The following is a 14,568-nucleotide window of genomic DNA, read 5'->3' as shown; positions in this document are numbered from 1 at the left end:
GGCTCAGCTCTCCACCTCGGTCGCGTCCAGCAGCGCGTCCAGTTCCTCGTCCGACAGTTGGTCCAACGCGGCCGGGTCCAGCGACCTCGACGCCGGTGCGATGGCGTCATCCGCGAACTGCTTCATCGAGCCCGCCATCCGGGACACCACTTCCGCCATGCCAGCGAGCGTGGGCGACTCGAACACCGCCGGCAGCGGCAGCTCCACGCCCAACGCTTCGCGCACGCGCGCCACAATCCGCGCGGCCATCCCGGCGTGTCCGCCCAAGGCGAAGAAGTCGTCCCGAGCGCCAACGCGCGGCCGGCCGAGCAGCTCCGTCCAGATCCCCGCCAGCGCCAATTCCTCCGGCGTCGAGGGGGCGACGTACTCCGCGGCGTGCCCCAATGAGCCCACCTGCGCCTTGGCCATGGCCTGAAGCCGCTCGGCGTCTCCCGGCAACGTCACGTCGGCGAGCCGCTCCACGCCTGAGGCCAGTGACTCCAGCAGGATGCGCCAGTGCTCCAGCAACTCGGCCACCACGTCCGAGCCATGCAGCTCGGGAGCGTAGGCCAGGCTCAAGCGCAGCCTGTCACCGGGAACCACATAGGCAATGAGCGGGTGGTTGCCCTGCTCACGGCTCTCCACGTCCACCACCTCCAGCCCCGGCACGCCCTGCCCCAGCGAGGTGTCGAGCGGATAGTTCTCGAAGATGAGCAGGCTCTCGAAAAGCGGCAGGCCCCGAGGCATGTCGCTCCAGCCCTTCACCTGGACCAGCGGACTGTGCTCGTACTTCCGCATCTCCAACTGCCGTGCCTGGAGCTTCTGCAGCCAGGGCACCACCAGCGCGTTGGCAGACAGCTCCACGCGGATGGGCAGCGAGTTGATGAACAAGCCCACCATGGACTCGGCGTCCGGCAGGTCCACGGGACGCCCGGAGACCGTGGCTCCGAAGACGACGTCCTCCTCCCCCGCATGGCGCCCGAGGAGCAGCGCCCACGCGCCCTGTGTCAGCGTGTTGAGCGTCACCGCGTTGCGCCGTGCGAAGGCCTGAAGCGCGGCTGTGGCTTCTTGCGACAGCCACAGAATCTCCTCACCCGTGACGGCGGCCTCCATCCCGGGCGCGGCGGTCCGGGCGCCGGGGAGCGGCGTGGGTGTGGTGAAGCCCGTGAGCTCCTCGCGCCAGAACGCCTCGGCACGAGACAAGTCCTGCCGCTGCAACCAGGCCATGTAGTCGCGCCAGGCCGCGGGACGAGGCAACGCAGCGTCGCGCCCCTGCGTCAGCGCCGCGTAGCAGGCAAAGACCTCCTGCAACATCACGCCCACGCCCCACCCGTCCATCACCAGATGGTGGTGGCTCCAGAGGACGCGGTACTCCTGCTCGGCCAGGCGGACCACCTCCATCCGGGCCAGGGGCGCGGGCGCCAGATTGAAGCCACGGGCACGGTCCTCACGGACCAGCGCCTCCAACCGGGCGCGTTGCTCCTCGGCGGGAACACCGCGCAGGTCGTGCTCCGTCCAGGGCAGGTCCGCCTTGGCATGGACCACCTGGAGCGGCTCCGGCAATCCCTCGTGGAGGAAGGACGTTCGCAGAACGGCGTTGCGAGCGATGACCACCGCCCACGCCCGTCGCAGCGCGGCGACATCCACGTTCCCGCGTGACGTCCACGCCAACTGCTCATGGAAGACACCCGAGCCTTGGGGCGCAAGCGCGACATGGAACAGCATGCCCTGCTGAAGCGACGTGAGCGGGTACAGGTCCTCCACGGCCGGGAACTGCCGTAGCAAGCGGTCCAGGGAGGAGGACGAGAGGCGCGCGAGCGGGAAGTCCCCAGGCGAACGGCGCGCCGCGTCCGGCGTACTCCGGCCCTCCATCAACTCACGCAGCGATGACAGGAAGTCGTCAGTCACGGCTTCGATGGTCGCCCGCTGGTGGACGCGCGTGCTGTAGGCCCAGGCCACCTTCAGCCGGCCCTCGGACACCACGGCATTCACTTCAAGTCGGTGCGGCCGGCGGCCTCCCGCGCCATGCCACGCGCCGCTCGGCTCCTCCGTGAGGGCGAAGCGCTCCGCCCCCGACCCGCCGCGTCGAGCTGCCCCAGGTAGTTGAACCCCACCTCCGCGCGCGGCGCGGCGCGCAGCGTCTGGGCCGTGTCTTCGCGCAGGTAGCGCAGCAAGCCGTAGCCCATGCCATTCACCGGCAACCGCCGCCGCGCATCCCGCAGCGTCCGGAGCGCGTCTCCTGGACTGCCCGCCTCCGGCAACTCCACCTCCAGCGGGAAGGTGCTGGTGAACCAGCCCACGGTGCGAGACAGGTCCACGTCACCGAAGAGGGCCTCGCGTCCGTGTCCCTCCAGCTCCAGCCGCACGTTGCGGCTTCCCGTCCAGCGAGACACCGCGCGTGCCACCGCCGTGAGCAGCACCTCATCCGCGCGCGCCCGGTACGCCAGGGGCACTTCGCCCACCAGCGCCTTCGTTTCGTCCGCGCCCAGCGTCACCGTCACCAGCGCTTCTGAGCCCGCGGTGTCGTCGCCGCCTGGCAGGTCCACAGGAAGCGAAGGGACGTCACGCGAGGCCTTCCAGAGCGGCAGCTCTCGCGCCACCTCGTCCGTCCGAGCATGCGACAACAGCCGCTCCGCCCACGCCTTGAAGGACGTCGTCTTCGGCGGCAGCGACACCGGAGCGCCTCGCTCCAACTGCGAGTACGCGGTCTCCAGGTCCTCCAGCAACGGACGGAGCGATACACCATCCACCGCCAGGTGGTGCACCACCAGCAGCAGCCGGGGCGTCCGACCCGCGCCCCGCTCGAACAAGGCCGCGCGCAGCAGCAGCCCCTCGCCCAGGTCCAGGCTCTGATGCACCTCCGTGCCCACGGACTCCAATGCGGCGCCCTGCTCCGCCTCCAGCACGGAAGACAGGTCCACGCGCCTCACGGGCACTCGCTCGGGCACGCCCGCGATGGACTGACGCCAGCCTTCCGGCGCCCGCGTGAAGCGCAGCCGGAGCGCATCATGGTGCGACACCAGCGCCCGCAACGCCTCCTCCAACAGCGCGGCATCCACCGGGCGGCGCACCTCCAGCACCGCGGCCAGGTTGTAGTGGTGCGGCTGAGGCAACGCCCACTCGTCGAAGAAGATGCGCTGCATGGGCGTCAGCGGCACGGGCCCCTCCACCAGCCCCTGCTCCGCCGTGCCTGCCTTCGCCGTCCCGGCGGCGGCAGCCAGCTCCACGAGCGTCTGCCGCTCAAAGAGCATGGCCGGCTCCAGCTCCAGCCCCAGGGCCTTGGCCCGGGAGACAATCTGGATGCCCAGGATGGAGTCGCCGCCCAGCTCGAAGAAGTTGTCATACAGGCCCACGCGCTCCACGCCCAGGACCTGCGCCCAGAGCGTGGCCAACGCCTTCTCCGCTTCCGTGCGCGGCTCGGTGAACACCTTCGCGTTGCCTCCGCGCGTGGCGTCCGGAGCCGGCAACGCCGCCCGGTCCACCTTCCCGCCAGGTGACAGCGGAAGCGCGTCCAGCGCGACGAAGGCAGCGGGCACCAGATGGTCGGGCAACCGTTCCTTCATGAATGAGCGCAGCGCCGATGCATCCAGCTCGGCGGCTTGCACGACGTACCCCACCAGCCTCCGCGCTCCCGGCGTGTCCTCGCGCACGAGGGCCACCGCGTCACGCACCTCGGGGTACTGGCGCAGCACCGCCTCCACTTCGCCCAGCTCGATGCGGAAGCCGCGCAGCTTCACCTGGAAGTCGGTGCGGCCCAGGTACTCCAGGCGACCGTCCGCGAGGAAACGGACCCGGTCGCCCGTGCGGTACAGCCGCGCCCCCGCCTCTCCCGAGAATGCATCCGGGACGAAGCGCTCCGCCGTCAGCTCCGGCATTCCCAGGTAGCCACGCGCCACACCCGGCCCGCCCAGGTACAGCTCGCCCGGCACGCCCGGAGGCACGGGCTGCCCCCGCGCGTCCAGCACGTACGCACGCATGTTCGCGACGGGACGGCCGATGTCCGGGCGCTCCACGTCCAGCTCGGTGGAGAGCGTCGCGCAGACGGACGCCTCCGTGGGCCCGTAGCCGTTGAGCAGTCGCCGCCCCGGCTTCCATCGCCGCGCCAGCTCCGGCGAGCAGGCTTCTCCTGCGGAGATGACCGTCTCCAGCAAGGGAAGGCCCTCCGGCTCCAACTGCGACAGGGACGAAGGCGTGAGCGTCACCGTGGTGATGCCCCGCGACTCCAGCAGCCCGCGCAGCGGCGCTCCCGGCAACAGCGACTCGCGCGGCGCCGGTGCAGCTCCGCCCCAGCCACCAGCGTGGACAGCACCTCCAGGACGGACGCGTCGAACCCGAGCGCCGCCGCCTGGAGCACACGCCGCCCTGGCCGCACGTCATGCGCCCGGATGATGGTGCCCAGGGTGTTGCAGAGGCCCTGATGCGGCACCAGCACGCCCTTCGGAGTGCCCGTGGAGCCGGACGTGTAGATGACGTATGCCAGATGCTCCGGCAACGAACCCACGCGAGGTGGCTCCGACGGGTTGCGCGCGAGATGGCGCGCATCGCCGTCCAGCGCGACGAGCAGCTCGCCGCCCGCGGGGAGCACGTCCGCGATGTCATCCATCGTCACCACCACTGACAGGCCGGCGTCCCGCATCATGTGCGTCAACCGAGCCGTGGGGTACTCAGGGTCCAAGGGGACGAACGCGCCGCCGGCCTTCAGCACGCCCAGGAGCCCCACCACCCGCTCCACGGACCGCTCCACGCACAGCCCCACGCGGACCTCGGGACCCACGCCGAGCGTGCGCAGGTGGTGCGCGAGCTGGTTGGCCTGTTCCTCCAGCTCCGCGTACGTGAGTTGCTGGCCCTCGGCCACCACCGCCACCGCGTCCGGCGTCCGGGCGGCCTGCGCCTCGAACAAGCCATGCAGCGTCGCGTCCGCCGCGAAGGGCTCGCGGGTGTCGTTCCACTCCACCAGCATCCGCTGGCGCTCCGCGTCGGACAGCAGCGGCAACTCCGACACGCGCTGCGACGGATTCGCGGCGATGCCCTGGAGCAGCCGGACGAAGCGCTCCCACAGCAACGCCACCGTGGACCGGTCGAACAGATCCGCCGGGTACTCCAAGGCGCCCGTGAGGCCCCGCGGCGTCTCACGCAACTCCAGTGACAGGTCCACCTTGGTGGCACCGATGTCCAGCTCCACCATCTTCACGCCCAGCCCTGGCGTTCGGACCTCGACGGGCGGCGTGTTGTGGAACGTGAGCATCGCCTGGACCAGCGGCATGCGGCTCGGATCTCTCGGCACGCGCAGTTCGTCCACCAGCCGCTCGAACGGAATCTCCTGATGGGCATACGCGCCAATCGACGCCACCTTCACCCGGCGCAGCAGCTCCACGAAGGTGGGGGCTCCCGACAGGTTGGCTCGGATGGCGAGCGTGTTCAGGAAGCAGCCGATGAGCCCCTCCAACTCCGGACGGTTGCGGCCCGCAGCGGACGTGCCGACGATGATGTCGTCCTGCCCGGAGTACCGGTGCAGCAGCGTCTGGAACGCCGCCGTCAGCACCATGAAGGGCGTGGCTCCCTCGCGCCGGCCCACGGCCCACACCGCGTCCATCACGGGCTTGTCCACGGAGACCTGGAGACGGCCCCCCCGGCCCGTCCAGCGCGCGGGACGGGGACGGTCCGTTGGCAGCTCCAACACCTGCGCGCCCGCGAGCTGCTTCTTCCAGTACGCGAGCTGGGCCTCCATGCCCGGCCCCTCCAGCCAGCCGCGCTGCCACACAGCGTAGTCCGCGTACTGAATCGGGAGCTCCGGCAGCGGCGACGGCTGGCCCGCCGCGAGCGCTTCGTAGCCCGCCACCAGCTCGCGGAAGAGCACCCCTCCAGACCAGCCGTCCGAGGCGATGTGGTGCAGCGTGAGGTGCAGCACGGACACGGCCTCGCTGATGCGAATCAGCACGGCTCGCATCACCGGACCGTGCATCAAGTCGAAGGGCTTGCGCGCCTCGGTCAGGGCCTGCTTCAGCGCGTCCTCCTCCCGCGCCTCCAGCGTGCTTCCTCGGGCCTCCAGCCGCTCCAGCACCAGGGGCATGGCGTCGGCGATCACCTGGTACGCACCGCCGTCTTCGAGCGCGAAGGTTGTGCGCAGGACTTCATGCCGGCGGACCAGCGCGTTCAGCGCGGCCTCCAAGAGGGCTTCGTCCACCGCGCCATCGAGACGCAGGGTGACGGTGTTGTTGTACGCGATGCCCGCCGGGTCCAACTGATGGAGGTACCAGATGCGCTGCTGCGGGAAGGACAGCGGCAGCGGCTTGTCCCGCCCCACGCGCACCACGGGTGTGGCCGTCGCCGAGGAAACCTCCGCGCTCACTGTCTGCTGCGTGGGGGGCCTGGTGACCACGGTGCCACGGGCTGGCTGCGAGGTAGGACGCCGCGCCTTTGTCGCACGCGCGGGGGCCACGCATTCCACTTCGCCGGCAACGCGGAAACGGGCTCGGTGGCCCGTCACAAAGAAGCGCTCATCCGAACCGGGGACGGAGATGAAGCGCGCCCGCGTGGCCTCCGGGTCATTCCAGAAGCCCAGCGGAACCGCCGCGCCGCCCAGGGCCAGCTCTCCCACCACGCCAACCGGCACCGGCTCGCCGGACGCATCCCGCACGTACACGGGTGCCGAAGCGGGAGACGGCCACGCCGCGCCCACCAAGGAGGACGCCACCGCCACGTGCCGCGCCGAGCTGGTGACGCCCTCCGGATCGCCCCCGAGCACCCAGAGACGAACGCTCCCCAGCGCCGCCTCGGCGCCAGGAAGCTCCGCCAGGGCACGCGCCTGCGACGGCGCGCAGCGCAGCGTGGTGACGCCCTCATCTTGCACCAGCGACAGCAGTGCGCCGAATCCAGCATCGCCTTCGGCCAGCACCGCATCCGCGGGCAGGGCCTGCACCTGGCTGCGCTGACGCACCACGTCCAGCAAGCGGAGGCTGGACATCATCGGCTCCAGCGCCACGCCGAAGTCGACGAGGCAGGCAATCTCGTCCACGTCCAGGGCGCGCACGCGCTCCACTACGCGCACGCAGTCCTCCACCGAGCCGAAGAGGCCACCTTCCTTGATGTAGTGCTCCACCCCCTGGGCGAGCATCACCTCCACGTCCTCTGGCGTGAGGCCGCGCACGTCCACCTGAAGGCCCTGGCTGGCCACCAGGTTGGCGAACACGTCCACCGAGCTGCGGAAGTACCGCAGCAGCGGCTCGCGCACGGCCTCGCGCACCTCGTCCAGGTCCTGGCCAAGGAAGGTGTGGAGCATCAACGTGACGTGCCCCTGGCCTGAGCCGTGTCCCGCCTTGCGGTACGTCTCGCGGTACAGCGCCACCTTCGTCGCCAGCTCGTCCAGGTTGGAGCCCAGTCCCAGCACGTTGGTGAGGATGCCCGCCCCCACCTCACCAGCCTTCCGGAACGTCTCCGGGTTGCCCGTGGACGTCAGCCAGACCGGCAGCTCCGCCTGCTTCGGCTTGGGGCGCAGCGCCAGCTCCACTTCGTTGCCCGCGCCGTTGCGCCGCAGCACCGTGCCGCCGCGCCACAGCCGCCGCACTTCCTCCAGGCGCTCGATGAGCACCTCGCGCCGCCGGTCGAAGGTCCCCGGTGAGAGCGAGAAGTCGTTCGCGTGCCACCCCGTGGCGAATGAAAGCCCCACGCGCCCACGGGACAGGTTGTCCACCACGGACCACTGCTCGGCGACTTCGATGGGGTCATGGAGCGGCAACACCACGCTGCCCGCGCGAATCTGCACGCGCCGCGTGAGCATCGCCAGCGCGCCGCCGACCACCGAAGGCTGTGGATACAATCCACCGAAGGAGTGGAAGCGCCGCTCCGGCGTCCAGACCGCGGAAAAGCCATGTGCGTCCGCGAACTTCGCGCCTTCGAGGAGCAGTTCGTACTTCTCCTCACCCAGCGAGTCCTCATCGTTGGCGAAGTACGAAAGACTGAAGTCGAGAGGCCGCCGGGTGTCCGGATTCCGGCCCAGGACAGCGAAGCGCGCGGCGAGCTGCTCGGGTGGAAGGACGACGCGCATCCCACGCGCCAGTGCCCACAGCAGGTCCAGTCCCGACGGGTCAGCCGAAGGTCCACCCACCGCCAACCACACGCCCCCCTCGCCCGCGCCCGTCCGGGCATCCAGTGAGGCCAACACGTGCGCCACGTTGCGGTGGCTCAGCATGACCCGGCCGTGTCCTCCCAGCGCTTCGGGCGCCGGAACGATGAAGGCCAGCCGCTCCCCGGGCACGGGCTCCATCGCATCCGCGCTCGAATCGACGGAGTCCACCGCGACGGCGCGGATTCCCTTCGGCAACGACGGCACGTCCTCCGTCCGAGGAACCAGCAACAATCGAGGTCCTTGCGCGGGCAGCAGGGACGCCAGCTCCGCGACCTCACCGGCCGACACGGGGAGGCACGCGCCTCCCGCCTCCAACACGCCCCAAAGCGCGATGACCGATTCCACGGATGGCGTGACGCGCACCGCCACCGGCACGTCCCTGCCCACGCCCTCCTGCTTCAACCGGGCCGCGAGACCTCGGGCCCTTGCCGACAACTCCTGCCACGACAGGCGGCGATCACCCATGCTGATGGCCACAGCGTCCGGCGTCCGCTTCACCCACGACGCGAATCGAGCCTGCACAGCCGCATCCTCGAGGTCCTGATGCTCGATGCTCGACGTCCCACCGACGGGCGGCATGCTGGAAACCGCGAGGCCCTCGGCCTGGAGGCGCTGCACCGAGGACGCAGGCCCCCGCGCGACAGCGCTCCGTTCCTCCGGTGCCGCCAGCGGCATCCGTGACACGCGAAGGTCCGGGTTCGCGAGGGCCGCCCTCAGCAACGTCTGGAGGTGGGCCGACAGGCGCGCGATGCGCGGCTCGTCGTAGAGGTCGGTGGCGTACTCGATGAAACCGTGGAAGCCGCCGCTCTCGCTCTCGTTCAGCAGCAGCGTCAGCTCACCGAGCGTGGCACCGAACTGCGCGGGCGTTCCCGGCACCTCCACCAACTGCATGTCCAGGCCCGCCACGGAGGGCGGCGCCGTGGTGACGTGCGCGTGCAGCACCAGCGCCGCGTCACACAGCCGCGAGCGTGCCGGGTCCCTGCCGGAGGCCACCAACGGCAGCAGGTGCTCGAAGGGGACGTCCTGGTGACTGGACGCGCCGACCGTCGTCTCACGAGCACGCGCCACCAGCTCGCGGAACGACGGGTCACCCGACAGGTCGGTGCGCAGCGCCATCGCATGGGCCACGAAGCCGATGAGGGCTCCAGCTCGCCACGGGCGCGGTTGCCCACCGGCGTCCCCACCACGATGTCCTCGCGCCCCGAGTACCGGGCGAGCACCGCCACCAGGGCCGCCAGCAGCGTCATGAAGGGTGTCACCCCTCGCGCTGGCTGAAGCCCATCAACGCCGCGCTGAGCTCACGCGAGAAGGCCACCGGGAAGCGGGCGCCGCGCAGCCGCAGGTCGGCCCCTCGCGGCCGGTCCGCCGCCAGCTCCAACGACGGAGGCAGGTCCGCCAGCACCTCGCGCCAGTACGCCTCCTGGGCCGCCAGCGTTCCACCCGCGAGCGAGCGGCGCTCCCAGGCCGCCGCGTCCACGTACTGCACCGCCAGCTCCGGCAGCGGAGCGGGCTGCCCCGCGAGGAACGCCTGATAGTTCGCCGCGGCCTCACGAAAGAAAGCCACCATGGACAGCGTGTCCGAGGCGATGTGATGCACCGTGAGCAACATCAGGTGCTCCGTCTCCGCCAGTCGCAGCAGACTGGCGCGGACGATGGGCCCGTGCTCCAGGGAGAACGGCCGCACCGCCTCGTCCAATGCCAGCCGCAGCGCCTCCGCCTCCCGGTCACCCCCATGGGAACGCAGGTCCACCACGGGCACCTGGATGCGGACCTCGGTGGAGAACCGCTGGCGCACACGCCCGTCGTCCACGCGGTACGTCGCGCGGAGCATCTCATGCCGGCGGATGACTTCGTTGATGCTCCGCTCCAGGACCGGGACATCCAGCGCGCCTGAGATGCGCACCGCCAGGGGCATGTTGAGGGACGGGTTGCCCGGGTCGAGCTGCTCCATCCGCCAGACGCGTTCCTGCACCACGGACAGCGGCAGTTCACCCGCGCGGTCGATGCGGAACATCACCTCGGATGCCGCCCTGCCATCCAGAGGGCCCGCCGCCTGGAGCATCGCCTCGATGCGCGCGGAGATGCCCGCCACGGTGGGGGCCTCGAACAGCGCGCTCAGCGGGAGCTGTACGGAGAACGCCTCACGCAGACGGGTCAGCATCTGCGCCGCCATCAGTGAGTTGCCGCCAAGCTCCAGGAAGTCGTCATCCGGGCCGACCTCCACTGCGCCCAGACGCTCGCGCCAGATCTCCATGACGCGCTGCTGGATCTCCCCCACGGTGACGGGAGCCGATGCGCCAGGGGTGGCGAGGGGAAGCACGGAGCCGGTGCCAGCCAGCGCGGCCCCTGCCACCGGCCCGGAGGCCGTGGGCAACACGAGCGGCGCGCCCGACGACTCCAGACGGCAGGACTTCTCCTCGAACGGATACGTGGGCAACGACACGCGGCGGCGAGGCTCCGCGCCATGGAACTTCTCCCAGGCGACGTCCGCCCCGGCCGCCCAGAGGTCTCCCAGGGATTGCAACAGCCCACGGGCATCGCTCTCCGTGGGACGACGGCGCAGCGAAGGCGCCACGACGAGCTGCCGCTCCTTGCGCGCCCGTCCCCGCGCCAGCGACGTCAGGTCCGTCCCGGGTCCCACCTCCAGCAGGACACTGCACCCATCCGCGAAAAGCGTCTCCAGGCCCGCGGCGAAGCGCACCGGCTGCCGCATCTGCTGAGCCCAGTACGTGGGGTCGGTGGCCTCTTCCGGACGAATCCACGTGCCCGTGAGGCTGGACACATACGGTAGCGCCGGCGCCTGGAGGCGCAGCGAGGACACCGCCCGCGCCAGGTCCACCATCAGCGGCTCCACGGCGCTGGAATGGAAGGCATGGGCCGACGGCAACCGCACCATGCCCACGCCGCGGCTCGACAGCGTGGCCTGCAACGCTTCAATGACTTGCACCGGGCCCGAGACGACACACCGGCCCTCGCCGTTGACAGCCGCCAGCGAGAGTCCCTCGCCGAGCAACGGAAGGACCTCCGCCTCCTCCAACCCCACCGCGAGCATCGCGCCGGCGGGCATCCGCGCCATGAGCGCGCCACGCACCACCGCGAGCCGCAAGCCGCCCTCCGGCGACAATACACCCGCCACGCAGGCCGCGGCGTACTCACCAAAGCTGTGGCCCAGCACCGCATGCGGCCGGACGCCCCAGGACATCCAGAGTCGGGCCAGCGCGTGCTCGACGATGAAGAGCGCGGGCAGCGCGACGCGAGGGTCCGCCAGCTTCTGGGCCGCGACGGCCTCCTGTCCCTGCGCGGGCAACAGGAGCGCGCGCACCTCGGCGGAAAGCGAGGGCTCCAACCGTGCGAGCGCCGCGTCCACGTCCTTCCGGAAGCCCGGCTCCACCGCGTGCAGCTCGCGGCCCATGCCCACCGCCTGTGCCCCCTGCCCCGGGAACAGGAAGGCCACGCGGCGATTCCGCCCCGCCTCCACCGCCGCGGGCTTGCGCAGCCGCTCCGCCAGTTCGGCGCCATCCGCCGCCACCACCGCGCGGCGATGCTCGAAGGAACGGCGGCCCACGTTCCGGGTAAAGGCCACGTCTTCCAGCGCCAGTCCCGGCGCGGACTCCACGTGCGTCGCCAGCTCGCGCGCCATCACCTCCAGGGCGGAAGGCGTCCGAGCGGACAACGTCACCACGTGCAACGGACGGTGGCCGCGCGCCTTCTCCGCCTCCGGGGGCGCCTCCTCCAGCACGACGTGGGCGTTGGTGCCACCGATGCCGAAGGAGCTCACACCCGCACGGCGCGGCCCATTCTCCCGTGGCCACGCCTTGAGCGTGGCGTTGACGAAGAACGGGCTGCGCTCGAAGTCAATCTCCGGGTTGGCGCGCTCGAAGTGGAGGCTCGGCGGCAGCTCGCCGTGCTGAAGCGACAGCACCACCTTGATGAACCCCGCCACGCCGGCCGCCGCGTCCAGGTGCCCCAGGTTCGTCTTGAGCGAACCGATGGCGCAGAAGCCCGAACGCTCCGTCGTCTTCCGGAACGCCCGCGTCAGCGCGGCGATTTCAATGGGGTCGCCCAGCGACGTGCCCGTACCGTGTGCCTCCACGTAGCTGATGTCGTCACCGCCCAGGCCCGCATAGGCCAACGCGTCCGCGACGACCTCCGTCTGGCCCTCGATGCTCGGCGCTGTGTAACCGACCTTCTGTTGACCGTCGTTGTTGACGGCCGAGCCCTTGATGACCGCGTGGACATGGTCACCGTCCCGCAGCGCGTCCGACAGCAGCTTGAGCACCACCACGCCCGCGCCGTTGCCCGCCACGGTGCCACCCGCGCGGTGGTCGAAGGCGCGGCAGTGGCCGTCCGGCGAGAAGATGAGCCCATCCTGGTGCAGGTAGCCCGTGCGCTGCGGACTGGCGATGCGCACGGCGCCCGCGAGCGCGATGTCCGACTGCCGCGTCAGCAGGCTCTGGCAGGCCATGTGGATGGCGACCAGGCCGGTGGAGCACGCGGTGTAGACGGCGACGCTCTCGCCCCGGAGCTGGAGCTTGAAGGACGCCTTCATCGCCAGGCTCTCCGGACCCGCGGTGGCCAATTCCAGGCCCGCGCCCGCGTCCTTCCGTGCCTCGCTCAGCAGGTTCAGCAGGTGGCCGGACGAACCGGCGCCCGCGTAGAGCGAGATGCGCCCCTTGTAACGAGACGGGTCATACGCCGCGTCCTCGAGCGCCGCCCAGGCGCACTGGAGGAACACGCGCTGCTGCGGGTCCATCCACTGCGCCTCACGCAGCGGGATGTCGAAGAAGCCGTGGTCGAAGCCGTCCGCGCCTTCGAGGATGCCCCCCGCGCGGATGAAGCGCGGGTGCCGCCACAGGTCCTCGGGGATGAGCGGCGAGCGCTCCAACTCGTCCTCGGAGAAGAACGAGATGGACTCCACGCCTCCACGGACGTTGTTCCAGAAGTCACCCAGGTTGCGAGCACCCGGGAAGCGCCCCGCCATGCCGATGACCGCGATGTCGCTGCTGGAGTCCTCACCCTGCATGTCATCAAGCTCAGCCATTGCCGTGATTCCCTCGCCGACCCTGCCGGCGGATCGCCTGACGCCGCTGCTGGGCGCGATCCACGTGGGCCTCATTGTCCTGGGTGTCTGCCGCCGTCTCGCCGTCCCGCTCCAGGGACATGACGAACGCGCGGACCGTGGGATGTTCAAAGAAGCGCGTCGCCGGAACGTCGCGCTTCAGCTCGTCGCGCAGCAATGCGCACGCCTTGACCACGGACATGGAGCTTCCGCCCAGGTCCGCGAAGAAGTGGTCCTCCACACCGACCCGCTCCACACCGAGCACCTTCGCCCAGAGCGCCGCTACCTGACGCTCGAGTGCGGTGGTGGGCTCCACGAAGGCACTCCCTGCTGGGCGTGAAACCTCCGGCTCCGGCAGCGCGCTCCGGTCCAGCTTGCCCACCGGCGTGAGCGGCAGCACCGTCAGCGGGACCAGCGTGGAAGGCACCATGAACTCGGGCAGCGACTCCGCCAGGAAGCCGCGAAGGCCACGGGGGTCCAACGTCTCCCCTGCCCGAGGCACCGCGTAGGCCACCAGCCGCTTGCCTCCCGCGGGGTCGGGCCGCGCCACCACCACCGCCTCGGCCACCGACGGGTGCAGGCGCAACGCCTCCTCCACCTCGCCTGGCTCCACCCGGTAGCCACGCACCTTCACCTGACCGTCCAACCGCTCGAGGAACTCCAGCGTGCCGTCCTCGCGGTAGCGCACGCTGTCGCCCGTCCGGTACAGCCGCCCGCCCGCCTCCGAGCCGAAGGGGTCCGGCACGAAGCGCTCCGCCGTCAGCTCCGGCCGTCCCTGATAACCCCAGGCCAGGCCGTCTCCACCGATGAGCAGCTCACCCGGTACGCCCACCGGCACGGGGCGCAACTCCGCGTCCACCACGTACACCCGCGTGTTGGCGATGGGCCTGCCAATGGGAATGGCCCCTGGCGCGACGGCGCCCTCCATTACATGGCAGCAGGTGAAGGTGGTGCCCTCGGTGGGCCCATACCCGTTGACCAGGATGCCGCCGCGCCCAAGCCGCTCCCGCACCGCTGCCGGCGGGAGCACGTCGCCGCCCGCCAGGAGCTGCCGCACGCCATCCAGGGCGTCCGGCCTCGCGGCGGAGAGCGCCTCGAAGAGCGCGGCCGTGAGCCACAACGTGGTGACACCGTGACGCGCCAGCACGTCCTTGAGCGTGTCCACCGTGGGAGGCTGCGCTGGGAAGAGGACCAGCTTCGCGCCGTGCAGCAGCGCGCCCCACAGCTCGAAGGTGGCGGCGTCGAAGCAGATGGGCGCCAGTTGGAGGAAGACCTCGTCCGCGCCCCACCGCGCGAATCGGGAGCCCAGCACCAGCCGAGCCACCGCGCGCTGCGGCACGCAGACGCCCTTGGGCCGCCCTGTGGAGCCCGACGTGTACATGACGTACGCCAACGACCCCGCCGG

2 pseudogenes (1 of these 2 cut by a window edge) are annotated in these 14,568 nt (G+C 70.8%); both read right to left on the bottom strand.

The features are described 5' to 3' along the window. Positions 1–3: 3 nt before the first annotated feature. A pseudogene (locus tag QEG98_RS41960) lies at positions 4–13,145 on the bottom strand (amino acid adenylation domain-containing protein). Then, positions 13,138–14,568, bottom strand: a pseudogene (locus tag QEG98_RS41955) (non-ribosomal peptide synthase/polyketide synthase) (it continues 15,789 nt past the right edge of the window). Before QEG98_RS41955 ends, QEG98_RS41960 begins: the two co-directional pseudogenes overlap by 8 nt.

The sequence above is a fragment of the Myxococcus sp. MxC21-1 genome (genome assembly GCF_032612255.1).
In the GTDB taxonomy this organism is placed as follows: Bacteria; Myxococcota; Myxococcia; order Myxococcales; family Myxococcaceae; genus Myxococcus; species Myxococcus virescens.
The sequence above is the reverse complement of the archived record's forward strand: the minus strand, read 5'-3'. Positions and strand labels throughout refer to the sequence as shown.